Consider the following 17,187-nt stretch of genomic DNA (forward strand, 5'->3'; position numbering starts at 1 on the left):
TTATGGTACAACAGGAAAGATTTAGCGTTGACGGCAGAAGCCTACATTTGGAAACGATGCAGGCAGACCTCATCATCATTGGTGGGGGGCTCTCCGGCACGTGTACGGCCATTACGGCGGCACGCCAGGGTATGGAGGTCATATTGGTGCAAGATCGCCCCGTACTCGGAGGCAATGCTTCCAGCGAAGTACGCCTTTGGGTGTTGGGCGCTACATCCCACATGGGCAACAATAACCGATGGAGCAGGGAGGGCGGCGTGGTCGACGAGCTATTGGTCGAAAATATGTATCGCAATCCGGAAGGCAATCCCATGATATTTGACTTGGTTCTACTGGATAAAGTAAGCCAAGAACCGAACATCAAATTACTCCTCAATACCGCGGTCTATGAGGTGGAGAAGGGCGGTCCGGAATACATTAATGGGGTAAAGGCCTTTTGCAGCCAAAATTCAACGACTTATTACTTAACCGCACCCCTGTTTTGTGATTCCTCGGGGGATGGGATCGTAGGATTTCTCGCCGGTGCAGCGTTTCGTATGGGTGCCGAAAGCCGGGACGAATTTGACGAACTGATGGCACCCGATGCGGAATATGGCGAATTGCTGGGCCATTCGTTATATTTCTACAGCAAAGATGTGGGAACCCCGGTGAGCTTTATTCCACCCTCATTCGCAATCGATGTGTCGAAAGAGATTCCGCGTTTCCGTAATTTTAAAGCAAATGAACACGGCTGCCAGCTTTGGTGGGTGGAACACGGTGGCCGTTTGGATACCGTGCATGACACCGAACGGATCAAATGGGAGCTTTGGCGTGTGGTATACGGGATCTGGGATTACATTAAGAACTCAGCAAGGTTTCCTGAAGCGGAAACGATGACGCTCGAGTGGGTAGGAATGATTCCCGGTAAACGCGAGAGCCGTCGTTTTGAGGGAGAATACATGCTCTCGCAACGCGACCTCATCGAACAGCGCACCCATCCCGATGCGGTAGCATATGGGGGTTGGTCTATCGACCTACACCCCGCGGATGGTGTATTCAGCGATCGGCAGCCGTGTAATCAGTGGCACAGCAAGGGGGTTTTCCAGATTCCGTACCGTACGTTATATAGCAAAAACATCAAAAACCTGTTTATCGCCGGGCGTATCATCAGTGTAAGCCATGTGGCGTTTGGTGCAACACGGGTAATGGCTACCAGTGCGTATGTTGGGCAGGCGGTTGCGGTAGCGGCGTCGATCTGTAAGCGGTTCAGTATATTGCCGTCCGCTGTATACGCTGATGGGTATATCGATCGCTTGCAGCAGCAATTGATGAAAACAGGGCAGTACATTCCGGGCCTTGCCCTCCATGACGATGCTGATTTGGCGCAACAAGCGAATGTATCTGTTTCTAGTGCGTTGTCCTTTTCGGGCTTCAGTGGTGCAGACGTGATATGGCGGCCACTCAATATTTCGGCTGCGCAGCTAATCCCTTTGCCCGCTGGCAATGTGCCGGGTTTTGTGGTTACTATTGACGCCCATCAGGATACGCAGGTGCTCGTAGAACTGCGGGCAAGCAGCCGCAAGGGTGGTTTCACGCCCGATGGCGTGCTGGCTCAGGAAACCATCGCATTGCCGGGTGGAAAAACGGAAATCCAATTGGGTTTTGATGTCGCGCTTGACGAGGCGCAATATGTATTCCTGACATTCTTGAAAAATGAACACGTGAGTCTTCCCTACACGGAAGAGCGGATAACCGGACTGGTTACGGTATTTAACGGTGTCAATAAAAAGGTATCCAACAACGGACGGCAACAACCGAAAGCCGGATTGGGAATAGATGAATTTGAATTCTGGTGCCCGCAACGACGGCCGCAGGGCCAGAACATAGCCTTCACGGTTTCCAAGGCGGTAACGGCATTCGGGGCAGAGAATTTGCGAAATGGAATAGACCGACCCACGACAGCGCCGAATGCCTGGGTTGCTGACCCCAGCGACGCCAACCCACACGTAATGCTCACCTGGGATCGGCCGCAGTCGATTAGCCGTATCGAGCTGGCTTTCGATACCGATTTCGACCACGCAATGGAGTCTGTTCTTATGACCCACCCCGAGCGGGTCATGCCTTTTTGCGTCCGTAACTATCGCATAGAAGACGCCAGTGGTCGGTTGGTATATCAGCGAGCGGGTAATTACCAAACCCGAAATACGCTTACCTTTGACCGCCCTGTGATAACGGACAAGCTAACCATTTATATGGAACACCCGTCAAAAGATGTACCGGCGTCACTTTTCGCTATGCGTTGTTACAAAAGCGATCCATTGCGCGTACAGGAAGAAACAAAAGCACAGAAAAATAACGAGCAAAAATGACCACGCTGGATTACTGGGTAATTGCCATTTTCTCCATTGGTATTTTAGTGGCCGGACTCTCGATGAGTGACCGCAAAGCTGATATGAAGTCATATTTCGGTGCCAGCGGCGCCTTACCCTGGTGGATGAGCGGACTCTCCCTTTACATGGGGTTCTTCTCGGCGGGCACGTTTGTGGTGTGGGGAGCGATCGCCTATGAGCAAGGTTGGGTGGCTGTGGCCATTCAATGGACCATGGCGGTCGCAGGTTTCCTTATCGGACGGTTTATTGCGCCGCGCTGGCGACAAACCGGTGTGTTGACCGCTGCTGAGTTTATACAACAACGTTTTGGCAGCAGCGTGCACAAGTTTTACACCTTCGTGTTCCTGTTGATGAGCTTCGCCTATAACGGTGCGTTTCTTTACCCCGTCGCAAAGCTGGTAAATGTTTCTACCGGCTTGCCTTCGCATTGGGCGATTATCCTTTTTGGCCTTATGGCGGTACTATATACCACTTCTGGAGGTCTTTGGGCGGTCATTGTCACCAATGTGCTCCAGTTCGTGGTGCTCACTGCGGCGGTGTTGATTGTCGTTCCGTTGGCATTTGACAAGGTAGGTGGTATCGGTCAATTCATTCAGGATGCGCCGCTTGGCTTTTTTAACCTCACCGGCGGCGAATATTCCCTTTGGTTCATGGTAGCTTTCGGGTTTTACAACATGGTTTTCATTGGTGGGAATTGGGCATACGTGCAACGATACACGAGCGTGCCCACTAAACGCGAGGCAAAAAAGGTGGGTTATTTATTCGGTTGGCTATATGTGTTTAGCCCCGTGGTGTGGATGTTACCGCCAATGTTGTACCGTATGATCAATGTTGATTTGGGGGGGCTCGAAAATGAAGGAGCATACTTGATGATGTGTAAAGAGGTGTTACCGGCGGGGATGATGGGCTTGATGATTACGGGGATGATTTTTGCGACTACCGATTCGGTAAATGCATCGCTGAACGTGTCATCGGCCGTGTTTACCAACGATGTCTATAAGCGGTTACACCCTGGTTCTTCCAACAAGTCGCTGATGTGGGTGGCACGGCTCTCCACGCTTGGTTTTGGAGTCGTTACGGTATTGATAGCCCTTATGGTTCCGGCCATGGGGGGGATTGTGGAAGTGGTATTGAGTATCGGAGCGCTCACCGGCGTACCGTTGTATGGGCCGGCGGTATGGGCGCTGTTCTCCAAGCGCCAAACGGCTTTCTCGGTGTTGTTTGTTACCATCAGTAGCCTGTTGGTCAACCTGTTTTTCAAGTTCGTTTCGCCTGCTTTATTCGAGATCTCGTTGGGCCGCATGCAGGAAACCGTGCTTGGTGTAACCTTGCCCATCGTACTTCTGGCTGTATTTGAAGTGATATACCGCGATAGACCCTACCGGGTACCGACTGCGACGGATGACAACCTCGCTGGAGCTGATGATGCCTCGCAAGGTAGGCGTAGAGGCACTTTGGCGGTAAAGACTATCGCACTATCTCTGCTAGGCGTCGGCCTGTTGATTTTGCTATTAGGCTTGCTGGCTACCCACGGTAGGGCGGCAGTGCTTATTATTGCGCTGGCCATCTTAGCCCTGGGAGCGGCGCTAATACTGTCGTTACGGCGAAGCCGGCGGGCCAATGGATAACGGCACACTGCATCGCCGAAAGCCCATGATGATATTTCCTGATAGCCAACTGCCTTGAGCTTATATTTTGCTTGCATGGCTTTCCATAAGTCCTCTTTGTCCGCCATAACGGTTTGGAGGGACATTTGCAGCGGGGACCCAGCTTTTACATCGAAGTATTCGGCGATCTTTGGCCACAGATCGTTCCAACGGAACAGATCGCCATTAGCAATATTAAATGCGTGGTTAGCACATTGCGGCTGGGTGGCCGCCCAAACAGTGGCTTTTGCTAATAGTCCGGCGTCTGTCATTTCCATCAGTTTGTCGTATGCGTCAGGCTTACCCGGAAATCGCTTATCCCATTGAAAACATTGAGGGTTTTAGGCTGTTAACCATAAGGAATCAAAAGTATTGTAGCTTTTCATAACCAAAAACAGCGCCATGAGTGAACACTATTACGATGAAAAAGATTTAGCAAAGTTTGGCAACATCGGCGAATTTCAAAAAGAACTGGGTGATCGCTTTTTCGCTTATTATGGGGAAGTATTCAAGGACAGTGAATTATCAGCGCGGGAAAAATCGCTAATTGCGCTGGCAGTAGCACATGCCGTGCAATGCCCTTACTGTATCGATGCCTATAGTACGGACGCCTATGAAAAAGGATGGAGCGAAGCGCAGCTGATGGAAGCGGTTCATGTTGCAGCGGCCATACGGGGCGGAGCTTCCCTGGTGCACGGTGTGCAGATGATGAACAAGGTAAAAAAAATAGCCATGTAACGATGAAGTCATTAAAGGCACAACATCATTCTCTGGCCGATGCCCATGCACAGTTAGCCATCCTGGCGTATGGCCAAGACGGTACCGCCATCCCCATTTCCTTCCGGGATAAACTGGCCCAATCCCAGTCGTATCCCTTCAAGGCCCGGCAAATCGACACCTTGCAGGTCAATATCGGTAAGATGTGCAACCAAACATGTAAGCATTGCCACGTGGATGCCGGGCCTGACCGCAAAGAGATCATGACCGCGGAGACCATGCAGCTATGCCTTGACGTGCTTCGACAGCATGAGCAGCTCACCGTCGTAGACCTTACCGGCGGAGCCCCCGAGATGAATCCCAACTTCCGCTGGTTTGTGGAACAGCTGACCCGGTTGGGGAAACACGTTATCGTACGATGTAATCTCACTATCATCCTGGCGAATAAAAAATATGCCGACCTGCCGGATTTCTATCGGAAACATCGTGTCGAAGTCGTTTCCTCGCTTCCCTTCTACGCCCAGGACAGGACCGACAGGCAACGGGGCAATGGCGTATTTGACGCCAGCATCCACGCACTTCAGCTGCTCAACCGTGCCGGCTACGGAAAGGAGGGATCCGGAATGAAACTCAATCTGGTTTACAATCCTTCAGGCGCTTTTCTGCCATCCGGCCAAATTGCTTTGGAAACAACCTACAGAGAGGTACTCAGGCAGCGGTTTTCCATTGAGTTCAACGAGTTGTTTGTCATTACGAATATGCCCATCAGCCGTTTTCTTGATTATTTATTGATGAGCGGTAATTACGAAAGCTATATGGAAAAGCTTATCCATGCGTATAATCCGGCGGCAGCGGCAAACGTAATGTGCCGCAACACCCTTTCCGTGGGGTGGGACGGCTATCTGTACGATTGCGATTTCAATCAGATGCTCGAATTGAAAGTCAATTGCGAGAGTCAACACATCCGCGAGTTCAATCATCAGACATTAAAGGAAAGAGAAATCGTTGTAGGCAACCATTGCTATGGGTGCACAGCCGGATCGGGATCAAGCTGCGGAGGTACGATAGCATAACTAACCTAGCAAGTATGGCGCGAGCGGATATCCTGATCATATTTGCCAAAATGCCGGTTTATGGCAAGGTAAAAACCCGTCTTGCTGTTTCCATTGGCCATGCCGCGGCTTTGGAAATTTACCGGCAACTGTTGAGCCATACCCTCAATATGGCGACGAAAGTAAAAGCCGAAAAAATCATGTTTTATTCCGACGAGACTACGCTTGATCTTACAATTGCCCCTGGTTTCGCAAACGCCACGCAGTGTGGCGACGATTTAGGGGAGCGAATGAAAAATGCATTTACTGATGTGTTCGGGCAAGGGTATGCCAAGGCAGTAATTGTTGGTACGGACTGCCCTGCTATAGATGAAACGATTGTAGCAACAGCTTTCGATACACTGGACAAACGGGATGTTGTCATCGGCCCCGCATATGACGGTGGTTACTATTTGTTGGGAATGAAGCGGGCACATCCAACGTTGTTCGAAAATATTCCGTGGAGTACAGCAGCCGTTTTTGAGAAGACCGTAGCGATTTGCAAAAACGATGGACTCAGTTATTCGCTTTTGCCGCCGTTGCCCGACGTCGACGAAGAAAAGGATCTGCCGCATCTGGCAAAAATGAACCAACATGGATAATCGACAGTCGACCTTCTTAAGTATCATCATTCCGACATACAATGAGGCCGGTCAAATCGTTCGTACCCTCAACAAAATACGTGCGGCGAATGAGACGCATCATACGGAAATAATTGTCGTAGACGGTGGCAGTACCGACAATACGGTTGCTTTAGCAGTCGCCGCGCGGGCAATTGTGGTGCACAGCGAACAGAAGGGAAGAGCGGCTCAAATGAACAAAGGGGTTGCCGGGGCAATAGGAGAGATGCTTTATTTTCTACATGCAGATAGCATTCCGCCCATTAACTTTATGCACGACATTCGGGCGGCCCATTCACAGGGGGTAAAAAGCGGATGCTTCAGGCTTGCCTTTGACTGTCACCACTGGTTTCTGAGGGCAAACGCCTGGTTTACCCGGTTTGATCTCAATGCCTTCCGCTTTGGCGATCAAAGTCTATTTGTAACCAAAGCGGTATTTCAGAAGTCGGGCGGATTCAGGGATGATTTGTACATCATGGAAGACCAAGAGATCATACACCGCTTAAAGAAACACGGAAAATTCGCCGTGCTGAACGACAGCGTTGTCACTTCTGCCCGGAAATACCTGGAAAATGGCATATACCGGATGCAGGGTATTTTTTACGCCACGTGGATTTTATACTACCTCGGATATCCGCAGGCCCGTTTGGTCAAGTTGCATCGGAAATTTTTAAGGAGATAATCATTGTTAATTGAGTTGGCAACTATGAAACCCAATGATGAAAATGCAAAGTTACCGCCGGCACAGCGGCCCTTTCGGGTGCTGATTATATCAGGCTCCCAACGAAGGCAATACAATTGTCCGGGCGTTGACAGCAAATCCCGGACGCTGATGTTAAAGATGGCGGAAATGTTACCCAAGGAATGGGAAATCGATTACGAAGACCTGGGTAACGTTTATGCGAGAGCGGGAATACAAAGTTGCAATGCATGTGTATCGACGGCCATGGCCCTTTGTGTGTGGCCCTGCAATTGCTATAAAAAGGATAGCCGTAAAGAACCCGATCTGATGTGGAACCTAGACCTGTATGCCCGGTTGGATATGGCAGATGCCTGGGCTATTATCGGCCCGATCAACTGGTACAGCTGCAGCAGTAACCTAAAACTGATGTTCGATCGGCTGGTGTGCATGAATGGTGGCAACCCGGATGAAAAAAGCATCGACCACAAAAATCCGGAAAAAGCCATGGCTTTGGAACACACCGCGCGGTGGGAGTCGATGAGCCTGAATCATTTGGAAGGGCGAACAGCAGCCTTCTTTTGCTATGGAGACGAAGGAGGCGATGAACTAGACGAAGCAGGGCGCCCGAAAATCCTACAGCACAAACATTATTTTGACCCGGTCCAAGAACCCTTTAGCGATGAACGCAATGCGTATGCATCCCTGGTGTGGCAGTGCCGCTATGGAGGGGTAGAAGTGCCAGATCAGCTATGGAAATGCGGCATTACCGGTAGCGGTAAAAAATACAGCGATAATCAAGCGGAGCATATGGTTCTTGAAAACGAATTTATGGCTTCATTTTTCACCTGGGTGCAGGATTTTGAAAATTTCGTCCGGCAGAAGGGCAAAGTGCCACCAAACAGGTACAGGGCCTACGGTTATAAAGCACCGAGGCATTTTTGGGAAAATATAAAAGATGGCATACGGTATGTTCGCATGATGGTGGGCAAGGCGCCCAAAGGTTCTTCACCTCGCATACAGCAAGACCTCGGGTTGAATAAAGGTGTTACTTGGCACACCAAAAAAGGCGAAGGAGAAAAACTGAGGCGCCATGACTAACTCCATTTTCGATGTTTACGGTGCACCTGTGCTGGCCATCCTTTTCGTCCTACTTTTTGTCCTTGAAAGTAACTATCAGCTACGTAAACGGGTGCAGGGCCGATGGAAGCGAGTAATCATTAATTTTGTCGTTTCGATACCGGCGTTTTTGCTGCTGCGGCTTATGCTCATTCCAGTAATGGTTTGGCTGGCCATGAAAAACCAATCCTGGCACATCGGCCTCAACTACCTGTTTGATGCAACTCCACTTATCGAGGGCGCAATCGCTTTTATGCTGCTTGATTACAGCAATTACCTCTGGCATATATTGCTCCATAAGCTGCCGATTCTTTGGCGCTTCCATTTGGTACATCACTGCGATCTTGACCTGGATGTCACCACCGCATTTCGTTTTCATTTCGGAGAGCTGGTCGGGTCGGTACTTTTCCGTGGTGCAGCCGTTGTATTGATCGGCGCCGGTCCGGTAGCCGTGTTGATTTATGAAATCGCCTTTGAGGCCGCCACGCAATTTCATCACAGCAATTTAAAAATGCCATTCCGGCTGGAAAGGATGTTGAACTTTTTTGTCGTTACCCCGCGCATGCATGGTATTCACCATTCGATCGTTAAGCAGCAAACCGATAGTAATTACGCGATTGTCTTTTCGGTTTGGGACCGAATACACCGCACCGTCCGCCTGAATGTTGATCAAGATAAGATCATAACGGGCGTGCCGTCCTATGCCGACGAAAGTGAGCTGACCATTGGCAGGCTCTTTAAATTGCCCTTTACGAAAATCCGCCCCTGGCCACCTATAAGACATAACGCTTCGGGGAACGAAAGGGAAAAGAAAGAACCTCGTGATTCTATCCGTTGAATTTTCCGACACCGCAAAAAGAAGTAACATTTTGAATTACTAATAGAATTAGTATAACTACCTTTGCCTTCATAGAAAAATGGAAGGGCAAATGAGCTACGTCGAGTTACAGGTTACCAGCAATTTCAGTTTCCTGCGCGGTGCGTCGCACCCCGAGGAGCTGGCGGAGCGGGCGGCGGCGCTGGGCTACAGCGCCATTGCCATCACCGACCGCAACAGCTTTGCCGGCATTGTGCGCGCGCATATGGCGGCAAAGAAGCACGGCATCCGGCTCATTCCCGCCTGCCGCCTCGATCTGCTGGATGGGCCCAGCCTGCTTGCCTACCCTACCGACCTTGCGGCCTACGGCCGGCTTTCCACACTGCTCACCACCGGCAACCGCCGAGCTGAGAAAGGAAAATGCCACCTGTACAAGGCCGATGTCTATGCGCACAGCGCGGGCATCGAATTCATCGCCGTGCCACCCGATAAGCTAACGGCTTCTTTCGCGCTTGAGCCCGATTACATCCGGCACATCACCGAATACCGGCAGGAGCTGGGCAGCCACCTCTGCCTGGGTGCCGTACGCACCTATACCGGCGATGACGCCAAGAAACTGTTTCGCATCCATCAGCTCTGCCAGCAGCTGGATATGCCGATGGTCGCGCTAAACGATATACACTACCACATTCCGCAGCGCCGCGAACTGCAGGATGTGCTCACCTGTATCCGCGAGAAGTGCACCCTACAAACGGCGGGCTATCGGCTGCATTCCAATGCGGAGCGGTACCTCAAACCGGCTGAAGAGATGGATCGGCTGTTCCGGCAATACCCAGAAGCCATCCGCAACGCGGCGGCCATCGCCGATGCCTGCCACTTTTCCCTCAGCGAACTCACGTATGTCTATCCCACAGAGCTCGTTCCGGAAGGCCGCACCCCGCAGGAGGAGCTCGCGCACCTCACCTGGGCAGGGGCAACGGAGCGGTTCGGCGGCGATATACCCGTCAACGTCCGCGAAACCATTGCGATGGAGCTGGCGTTCATCCAGCAGAAGAACTACGCCTCGTATTTCCTCACCGTGCACGATTACGTGCGCTTCGCCCGCGAGCGCAACATCCTGTGCCAGGGCAGGGGCTCGGCCGCCAACTCCACGGTATGCTATTGCCTGGGCATCACCTCGGTCAATCCCGCCAAGTTCCGGCTGCTGTTCGCCCGGTTCATGTCCGATGCGCGGGATGAACCGCCCGATATCGACGTGGATTTCGAGCACGAGCGGCGGGAGGAGGTCATCCAATATATCTACGAAAAATATACGCGGGATCGGGCCGCCATCGTGGCCACCGTTACGCAGGTACGCGCCAAGGGGGCAGTGCGCGATGTCGGCAAGGCCATGGGCCTCTCGGTGGATGCCGTGGGCCGGCTGGCGGGCACGGTAAGCAGCCATTGGGACGAAGGCCTTGATGAGCAGCTGCTAGCCGAGCAGGGATTCGATGTGCGCGATCCGCAACTGCGCAAGGTGCTGGAGCTTACCTACCAGTACATGGGCTTCCCGCGCCAGCTGGGGCAGCATACCGGCGGTTTCGTTATCACGCAGGGCAACCTGCATGCGCTGTGCCCCATCATCAACGCCCGCATGGAAGACCGCACCAACCTGGAGTGGAATAAGGACGACCTCGAAGCGCTCGGGTTCCTGAAGGTTGATGTGCTGGGCCTGGGCATGCTCACCTGCATCCGCAAGGCGTTTGACCTGGCGAAACAGCATTACGGTCTCGACCTCACGCTGGCCAATATCCCGCAGGATGACCCGAAGGTATATGAGATGATCAGCCATGCCGATACGCTCGGCGTGTTCCAGATCGAGAGCCGGGCACAGATGTCCATGCTACCGAGGCTGCGGCCCCGCACGTTCTACGACCTGGTCATCGAGGTGGCCATCGTGCGGCCCGGGCCGATACAGGGCGATATGGTGCATCCCTACCTGCGGCGGCGCAATGGCGAGGAGCCCGTGGAATATCCCTCCGAGGAAATCCGGGGTATCCTCGAGAAGACACTCGGCGTGCCGCTGTTCCAGGAGCAGGCTATGGAGATCGCCATGGTGGCGGCGGATTTCACGGCCGCCGACGCCGACGCCCTCCGGCGCAGCATGGCCACCTTCAAGGCCAAGGGGCAGGTATCCGCCTTCCATGAGAAGATGGTAAGTGGGATGATGAAAAAAGGCTATACCGAGGAGTTCGCCAACCGGGTGTTCCGGCAGCTGGAAGGTTTCGGCAGCTACGGCTTCCCCGAGAGCCACGCCGCCTCCTTCGCCCTGCTGGTATATGTGTCGTCGTGGATCAAGTGTTACTATCCCGATATCTTTGCCGCTGCCCTGCTCAACAGCCAGCCCATGGGGTTCTACCAGCCCGCGCAGATCATCATCGATGCCCGCAACCACGGCGTCACCGTCCTGCCGGTGGATGTAAACCATTCCCTGTGGGATCATACGCTGGATGGTGAGTTCGGTAAAAGCCACCACGCGCTACGCCTGGGCTTCCGGCAGGTCAAGGGCCTGCGTGAGGAAGATATGGAGGTACTCATCAACGCACGCCCGCAGGGCGGGTACACCGCCATCAGCGCACTGGCTGATGCCGGTGTGCCATTGGCGGCGCTGGAGCGGCTGGCCGATGCGGATGCCTTCGGCTCCATGGGGGTCGATCGCCGGCAGGCACTCTGGGCCGTCTCGGCGCTGGCAGACCGGCCGGTGGCGCTGTTCGAGGGCCAATCCTCGGCATGCACCAACGAAGGGCAGATCGAGCTGCCGCTGATGACCGCTGGCGAGCACGTGGTGCAGGATTACGCCAGCACGGCGTTATCCATCAAGGCGCATCCCGTCAGTTTCCTCCGGGAAAAGCTGGAGCTACTGCGGGTTACACCAACGGGCAGGCTTCCCACCATGCAGGATGGCATGTTCGTGAAGGTCTGCGGCATGGTCACCGTGCGGCAGCGGCCCGGCACGGCCAAGGGTGTGCTGTTCGTCACCGTAGAGGACGAGACCGGTTTTGCCAACCTGGTGGTATGGGGCACCATGTTCGAGAAATACCGCCGCGAGATCCTGCAGTCGCGGCTGCTTTTGGTATCCGGCAAGCTGCAGATCGAGGGCGAGGTCATCCACGTCATCGTGCAGCACTGCACCAACCTCAATGGCTGGCTGCGCGGGCTGGCCACCCCCGACGAAGCCGATACCGCCGGGGTATTCCACAAAGGGCGAAATTTTCAATAACAGATACAGCATATGGGTATGCCGGATAACACTTTCGTGTCATTTTCCATCGTTGCTTTTTCTTGATTCCTTTTGTACCGGTCCCTGGTGCTTATGCAGGGCACTATCCACGTTGCTGGTCAGGATGAACTGCCGCAGTTCGCCGCGTTCCCAGGCATTGGCCATCGGGTCGACGTCGGGCATCGGAATGTCCGCCCGTTTCTCTTTCTTCTCGGCAGTCGAAATATTGAACCGCTTGTCTCGTTCCTCCAGCAATTGCGGATGGAGCTGCCCATCTTCAGTAAAACCCATCATCACCATCGGCGATCCCAACGGCAGTGTCCGCTGCTGGTCCGTATGCCAGGTATGGATGGTCTTGCCATAGGTGGATACCAGCTTTTCCATCAGCTCATGTTCGGCTACTTCTGGAATACCCGGCGCAATGAGCGCGCCGGACTTTACCTCGTAGTGATGCGAATGCCAGAGCTTTTTTTCTTCTTCCGGTAGCGTCCTGAACAGCCGCTCGGTAATGATGTATTCAACGCCCATCAGTTTCGCGTCCCGGTCGTTGCCGTCAAAGATGACGGCTTGGTACACATCCTCGTTGAGCTGGTGGACATAATGGTGCGCCTCCATCTGCGCGTTGATATTCCCGTTGTAGAAATGGAAACCATCCAGGTAAGCATTGAAATGCCTGAGCGGAGATTTATCCTGTAACATATCTGCACCTGCTTCCAACAGTTTGTCCTTACCCGGCTTTTTGTCGCCTGGCGCTTCCACGTTCGATTCCGTATTCCTTCCGCCGCAGCCGAACAACCCGATTCCGGCGATGAGCCATACTACAAAGATTTCACTGTGTTTGACCATGAGTTCTCCGTTAACGTAACTACCTAATTGCCAACACTGCGCTTCCCGGATTGTTTAAGAATATTCCAACAGTGTCACCGACGGAATATTGTCTTTTTAACGTATCTTAACAATCCCGTTGTAACAAAGCGGGGCAGGAATGCACCACCCCGTTTCGGGGCTTTGTATTCACCGACTCTTATAGCGAATCATATCATTTCAACTTTATCGTATTCCTACACCCAGGATAATTGGTACACCCCAAAAAGTCGCCGAATTTCCCATTTCTTTTAACCATATAACCACTTTGGCAATCCGGACACATCAGCTTGTCCGTTAAAATTTCCAGGTTTTTAAACGTCTGGTTACAACTGGGGTAATGCGAGCATCCCAAAAATTGACTGCCATTAGAGGGGTTCTGCCTGATCACCAGCTTCCCGGTTTTACAGTAGGGACAGGGCGTAGCGTTCACCGCCCCGTCTGCCGTGGTCAATAAATAATTGGTGTCTTTTAGCAGCTCTTCCACAAACAACGACGCCTCTGATGGAGCGAGCAACACCACCTCATTTTTAGTCCGCGTCAACGCCACATAAAACAACCTGCGTTCCTCTGCAAACCGGTACGCTTCATTATCACTCAGCAATAGCGATAGGATAGGGGTCATCCGTCATTTTGTTGGGAAAGCCGAGCAAATGGTTGCTGAGTTTTAGCACGATTATTAGCCGAATAAGAAGTTGTTGTAAAGATTAATCGTAAAAAGGTTCTTGCCGATTATCCCAAAAGAAATGTAGAATGATACGAGTATTTGTTACCTCGTACAGGAATGAAGTGTACCGACTAATTAGGCCTAGCCGGATATGTTCCCCCAATTCACTTTTCTTAAAGAGATATGGTTGCTCCTTTAGTAGGAGAATCGTTTTTTCAGCTTCCCTGATAAATTTATCAGCGGGTCTCTTACCAAATTTTTCCGTGATGAATGCGTGTAAAAATTGAAGGGATTTCTTGGCTTTAGGTGTATAATGAATTTCCAGACTCATTTTACATCTAGCATTTCTCGAATTGAAGTGAATGGCGTCAATTTGCCGGCTTGTGCTTCCAGCATCGACTCCTTCGTCCCATCCGCCACATATGTAGGTAAAGCTTCGTCTTCTTCGACAACGAAATTAATCTTAAGTAGCTTCAATACGGATTCAACAGCAAGAAGTTGTTCCTTGTTTTCTGGTTGGACAATCAAAGTTTGCATGTTTGGACCATTCATTTTTGTAAAAATACGAAATAATTGCCAACTACAAAAATGTGATACGAGATTGCAGCGATTCCGAAATTGGCTTTCGCTTACCATCAATCAATCCAACTCTTTACGCAATTTCGGATTGCTTACCCAAAATGCCTCATCCACCCCAAAATGCTCAAGATAGATATCATAATCCTTTAGATAGAAGTCAGGCCGGTACATGATAGCTCCGTGTGGATACGGTTTCTCATATTCATACTCAATTCCATTGAGGTACAAGAAATTCGCTATCATAAGTTCCTCTACACTTTTTACCCTTTCGCCCTGTATCGTGTCATGCTTAGCTTTTGACACCATATTCAGTGGTGGTTCACATTTTGATTTTAATGTGTGGAAATCAATGCCCTTCTCTGTGTCTATTTTTTCGCCATATGAAACCTGCCATGTCAGTGCCTGACAAAAGGCGATGAAAATGCAGGTTCCATGAGGCCGTTAAAAACAAATTATTTTCGAATGAATCGTAATTATCGTATTCTTCCGGAATGTTCATATAACAAGCAACGTATTGAATAAATGCTTGCAATGCTGCTGCATCTTCAAAAATATCTTCCTTTAAATACGCTTTGATTACCCCGCTCAACGTGTTTTCGTTTGTGACAGCGGGAATGTCCGCACGGTGTTTTTTTATGGTATCATAACCGAGTTTATGAAAGGTTGTTGCTTTGGTGGCAACGCCAATTTTTGTCAGTCTTTCGTTTAGTTCATCAACCGTTTTTTTGGTAAATGACAATAGCAAGATGTCATCGGCATTGCTATTTTTCTGTTCAATGAGGTATTGAACCTTTCCAAGAATCGTTAACGTTTTTCCGGACCCTGCACCTGCAATTATTAAGTTTGCGTATTCATCCGTTATCAATGCCGTACGCTGCTGGTCGTCCAGGCTTTTTCCTTCAATATGGTCAAAATATTCCCGTAGTCTTTCCTTTTGTGTTTTGACGTAGTTCCGGTTATATCGAATGACGTAGTTGTCAAAATCTTCGAAAATCTCATTGAAGCTTTTTACGGCTGTTTCTTTCTTGTAATAACTGGTTTTGTTCTTAAAGAATTGACCGACAGTAGCATACTCAGATTTCAGCTGATCACGCTGCACCCAGGTCACATAGTCGTTTAATGAACGAACCAAGTCAAGAAATTCATTGATTGTCTGTAGGTTTTTTTGGTAAATAGGGGTTGCATATTTTTTCTTCTCTGATAACAGTCTGTATATAATTAGAATAATCAATATTACTGTCGAAACGATGATAAACCTCCATATTATATCTTGTTTATGTTATGATTGTGTTTGGTATTAAAGTGATTTTAACTTGACAAATGCGACACCGCATTTATTACATTTGCCCATTGGTTAGTGACCAGCCTAATTTAAGCTAGGATTTATTGGGGTTACAAGTTCATTACGAATAAGTTCAAGCGTAAAATTATCATACCTCTGTCGGCTTCCCGAAATTAAGACTGTGTAATTTTACAAAATTCTCTTCAAATTAACCTAAACCTAAATACCCTAACACGCCTGTTTATCGCTTTCAAAATTGGATAGAGCAGCATATCCTGTTGGTGGCATATTTCCAAGACTGTCATGTGGCCTGTGATTGTTATAATCATCCATCCATTGCCAGGTAACTTCCCTCACTTCGTCCAATGTGTCAAACAGGTAGCAGTCCAGCACATTATCACGGTAAGTACCGTTCAATCTTTCCACGAAACCGTTCTGCGTGGGCTTTCCGGGCTGGATATATAAAAACTCGATGCCGTTGACCATGCTCCATTCCGTTAAAAGCTGGGATATGAACTCCGGGCCGTTATCCATCCTGATTTTCCTGGGCTTGCCCCTGCGTTTAATCAGATGGTTCAGCACCCAGACCACCCGGGAACTGCGCAGGGAATAATCCACTTCGATATGCAATGCCTCTCTGTTGAAATCGTCCATTACGTTGAAGGAGCGGAACCGGCGGCCATTGCTCAGCGCATCGCTCATGAAATCCATCGACCAGGTGTCATTGGACGATATAGGTTTAACAAGCGGCTGCTTTATCCTTTGCGGCAACCGCCGCTTTGCTTTCCTTCTTATGTTCAGTCCGATAAGCTTATACACCCGATGGACGCGTTTGTGGTTCCATCCATAGCCCTCCCGGCGTAACCTCCTGAACGCTTTCCAGAAACCCCCCGTGGGAAATCCTCCGCTTTCTTACGCAGAGCGCATTCAACCTCGCTATCATCGCGCATATTTACATAATAATAACAGGTCTTGCTCAAACCCAACACCCGGCACGCCCTGCTGATGCCTTTCCCAACTCCATCAATTCCTGGGCAATCTGTTTTTTCTGGCAGGGCTTCAAAGCTTTTTTGCAATGACCTCCTTTGCGGCCTCCAAATCAAGGGCAAGATCAGCGTACATCCGCTTAAGCTTGCGGTTCTCTTCCTCCAGTTCCTTTACGCGTTTCAGCTCGCTGCCGTCAAGGCCACCGTATCGCTGCCGCCATTTGTAAAATGAGGCCGGACTAACTCCGTGTTCGCGCGTAATCTCCTGAACACTTTTACCCGCCTCGAATTCCTTAAGAATCTTACTGATCTGCTCCGGTTTGAATCGCTTCCCTTTCATAATACACTGTTAAAGTTATCAATCATTTTCTATTCTCTAACAGTCTTTTTTTCAGGGAAGCTTACAGCACACTTTTCAATTTGTATGTTTTATTTGTCAATCGTTCGGTTTATTTTCCCGAATTAGCTAAGTATTGCTTTTTAATCTCTGCT

At 50.5% G+C, this 17,187-nt stretch carries 15 protein-coding genes and 2 pseudogenes; 9 read left to right on the plus strand and 8 right to left on the minus strand.

Annotated elements, in window-relative coordinates; all coding sequences use genetic code 11:
* The first annotated feature begins 2 nt into the window (after nucleotides 1-2).
* Together IEV98_RS11520 and IEV98_RS11525 are read left to right on the plus strand one after the other, a co-directional pair.
* A complete protein-coding gene (locus IEV98_RS11520) occupies nucleotides 3-2,348 on the plus strand; it encodes an FAD-dependent oxidoreductase (protein ID WP_188505973.1) in 2,346 nt (781 codons plus the stop codon).
* Nucleotides 2,345-3,997 carry a sodium:solute symporter family protein gene (locus tag IEV98_RS11525; protein ID WP_188505974.1) on the plus strand — a complete coding sequence of 551 codons (1,653 nt, stop codon included), beginning with the start codon at nucleotides 2,345-2,347 and terminating at the stop codon, nucleotides 3,995-3,997. Before IEV98_RS11520 ends, IEV98_RS11525 begins: the two co-directional genes overlap by 4 nt.
* Nucleotides 3,998-4,059: 62 nt before the next feature.
* On the opposite strand, the pseudogene IEV98_RS24710 reads toward IEV98_RS11525, so the two are convergent.
* Nucleotides 4,060-4,317 (minus strand): annotated as a pseudogene (locus IEV98_RS24710) (NAD-dependent dehydratase); the annotation flags it as partial.
* Between the two features lie 100 nt (nucleotides 4,318-4,417).
* Between IEV98_RS24710 and IEV98_RS11530 the strand changes: the two are divergent.
* The 7 genes from IEV98_RS11530 to IEV98_RS11560 all read left to right on the plus strand — a co-directional run bounded on the left by IEV98_RS11530 (nucleotide 4,418) and on the right by IEV98_RS11560 (nucleotide 12,317).
* A complete protein-coding gene (locus tag IEV98_RS11530) occupies nucleotides 4,418-4,753 on the plus strand; it encodes an arsenosugar biosynthesis-associated peroxidase-like protein (RefSeq protein WP_188505975.1) in 336 nt (111 codons plus the stop codon).
* A 2-nt stretch (nucleotides 4,754-4,755) separates the two neighbouring features.
* Nucleotides 4,756-5,805 (plus strand): arsenosugar biosynthesis radical SAM (seleno)protein ArsS, encoded by a 1,050-nt coding sequence (gene arsS / locus IEV98_RS11535; protein ID WP_188505976.1) that lies wholly within the window; start codon nucleotides 4,756-4,758, stop codon nucleotides 5,803-5,805.
* Between the two features lie 14 nt (nucleotides 5,806-5,819).
* Nucleotides 5,820-6,425 carry a TIGR04282 family arsenosugar biosynthesis glycosyltransferase gene (locus tag IEV98_RS11540; RefSeq protein ID WP_188505977.1) on the plus strand — a complete coding sequence of 202 codons (606 nt, stop codon included), beginning with the start codon at nucleotides 5,820-5,822 and terminating at the stop codon, nucleotides 6,423-6,425.
* Nucleotides 6,418-7,125 carry a TIGR04283 family arsenosugar biosynthesis glycosyltransferase gene (locus IEV98_RS11545; protein WP_188505978.1) on the plus strand — a complete coding sequence of 236 codons (708 nt, stop codon included), beginning with the start codon at nucleotides 6,418-6,420 and terminating at the stop codon, nucleotides 7,123-7,125. Before IEV98_RS11540 ends, IEV98_RS11545 begins: the two co-directional genes overlap by 8 nt.
* A 24-nt stretch (nucleotides 7,126-7,149) precedes the next feature.
* On the plus strand, nucleotides 7,150-8,223 hold the full coding sequence (locus IEV98_RS11550) for an NAD(P)H-dependent oxidoreductase (protein ID WP_229738696.1): 1,074 nt from the start codon (nucleotides 7,150-7,152) through the stop codon (nucleotides 8,221-8,223).
* Complete coding sequence (locus IEV98_RS11555) at nucleotides 8,216-9,079, plus strand: sterol desaturase family protein (protein WP_188505980.1); 864 nt, start codon at nucleotides 8,216-8,218, stop codon at nucleotides 9,077-9,079. The genes IEV98_RS11550 and IEV98_RS11555 overlap by 8 nt, the downstream gene beginning before the upstream one ends.
* Nucleotides 9,080-9,170: 91 nt before the next feature.
* Nucleotides 9,171-12,317: an error-prone DNA polymerase gene (locus tag IEV98_RS11560; protein WP_188505981.1), complete on the plus strand. Its 3,147-nt coding sequence runs from the start codon at nucleotides 9,171-9,173 to the stop codon at nucleotides 12,315-12,317.
* 39 nt (nucleotides 12,318-12,356) lie between these two features.
* Here IEV98_RS11560 and IEV98_RS11565 read toward each other — a convergent pair whose 3' ends face one another.
* From IEV98_RS11565 to IEV98_RS11595, 7 genes and pseudogenes are all read right to left on the minus strand, one after another.
* A complete protein-coding gene (locus IEV98_RS11565; RefSeq protein ID WP_188505982.1) occupies nucleotides 12,357-13,163 on the minus strand; it encodes an OBAP family protein in 807 nt (268 codons plus the stop codon).
* Nucleotides 13,164-13,356: 193 nt separating this feature from the next.
* Nucleotides 13,357-13,806 carry a DNA topoisomerase family protein gene (locus IEV98_RS11570; protein WP_188505983.1) on the minus strand — a complete coding sequence of 150 codons (450 nt, stop codon included), beginning with the start codon at nucleotides 13,804-13,806 and terminating at the stop codon, nucleotides 13,357-13,359.
* 82 nt (nucleotides 13,807-13,888) lie between these two features.
* Nucleotides 13,889-14,179 carry a type II toxin-antitoxin system RelE/ParE family toxin gene (locus IEV98_RS24715; RefSeq protein ID WP_188505984.1) on the minus strand — a complete coding sequence of 97 codons (291 nt, stop codon included), beginning with the start codon at nucleotides 14,177-14,179 and terminating at the stop codon, nucleotides 13,889-13,891.
* Nucleotides 14,176-14,385: a DUF2683 family protein gene (locus IEV98_RS11580; protein WP_188505985.1), complete on the minus strand. Its 210-nt coding sequence runs from the start codon at nucleotides 14,383-14,385 to the stop codon at nucleotides 14,176-14,178. Before IEV98_RS11580 ends, IEV98_RS24715 begins: the two co-directional genes overlap by 4 nt.
* A 102-nt stretch (nucleotides 14,386-14,487) precedes the next feature.
* On the minus strand, nucleotides 14,488-14,670 hold the full coding sequence (locus IEV98_RS11585; RefSeq protein WP_188505986.1) for a hypothetical protein: 183 nt from the start codon (nucleotides 14,668-14,670) through the stop codon (nucleotides 14,488-14,490).
* 103 nt (nucleotides 14,671-14,773) lie between these two features.
* Nucleotides 14,774-15,658 (minus strand): UvrD-helicase domain-containing protein, encoded by an 885-nt coding sequence (locus IEV98_RS11590; RefSeq protein ID WP_188505987.1) that lies wholly within the window; start codon nucleotides 15,656-15,658, stop codon nucleotides 14,774-14,776.
* Between the two features lie 279 nt (nucleotides 15,659-15,937).
* Nucleotides 15,938-17,035 (minus strand): annotated as a pseudogene (locus tag IEV98_RS11595) (IS3 family transposase).
* Nucleotides 17,036-17,187 lie beyond the last annotated feature (152 nt).

This window comes from Parapedobacter pyrenivorans (assembly GCF_014636865.1).
Classification (GTDB): Bacteria; Bacteroidota; Bacteroidia; order Sphingobacteriales; family Sphingobacteriaceae; genus Parapedobacter; species Parapedobacter pyrenivorans.

Bases quoted from the DNA above. Each gene is read 5' to 3' on its own strand.
- IEV98_RS11520 (WP_188505973.1), top strand. From the start codon at position 3: ATGGTACAACAGGAAAGATTTAGCGTTGACGGCAGAAGCCTACATTTG.
- IEV98_RS11525 (WP_188505974.1), top strand. From the start codon at position 2,345: ATGACCACGCTGGATTACTGGGTAATTGCCATTTTCTCCATTGGTATT.
- IEV98_RS11530 (WP_188505975.1), top strand. From the start codon at position 4,418: ATGAGTGAACACTATTACGATGAAAAAGATTTAGCAAAGTTTGGCAAC.
- arsS (WP_188505976.1), top strand. From the start codon at position 4,756: ATGAAGTCATTAAAGGCACAACATCATTCTCTGGCCGATGCCCATGCA.
- IEV98_RS11540 (WP_188505977.1), top strand. From the start codon at position 5,820: ATGGCGCGAGCGGATATCCTGATCATATTTGCCAAAATGCCGGTTTAT.
- IEV98_RS11545 (WP_188505978.1), top strand. From the start codon at position 6,418: ATGGATAATCGACAGTCGACCTTCTTAAGTATCATCATTCCGACATAC.
- IEV98_RS11550 (WP_229738696.1), top strand. From the start codon at position 7,150: ATGAAACCCAATGATGAAAATGCAAAGTTACCGCCGGCACAGCGGCCC.
- IEV98_RS11555 (WP_188505980.1), top strand. From the start codon at position 8,216: ATGACTAACTCCATTTTCGATGTTTACGGTGCACCTGTGCTGGCCATC.
- IEV98_RS11560 (WP_188505981.1), top strand. From the start codon at position 9,171: ATGAGCTACGTCGAGTTACAGGTTACCAGCAATTTCAGTTTCCTGCGC.
- IEV98_RS11565 (WP_188505982.1), bottom strand. From the start codon at position 13,163: ATGGTCAAACACAGTGAAATCTTTGTAGTATGGCTCATCGCCGGAATC.
- IEV98_RS11570 (WP_188505983.1), bottom strand. From the start codon at position 13,806: ATGACCCCTATCCTATCGCTATTGCTGAGTGATAATGAAGCGTACCGG.
- IEV98_RS24715 (WP_188505984.1), bottom strand. From the start codon at position 14,179: ATGAGTCTGGAAATTCATTATACACCTAAAGCCAAGAAATCCCTTCAA.
- IEV98_RS11580 (WP_188505985.1), bottom strand. From the start codon at position 14,385: ATGCAAACTTTGATTGTCCAACCAGAAAACAAGGAACAACTTCTTGCT.
- IEV98_RS11585 (WP_188505986.1), bottom strand. From the start codon at position 14,670: ATGATAGCGAATTTCTTGTACCTCAATGGAATTGAGTATGAATATGAG.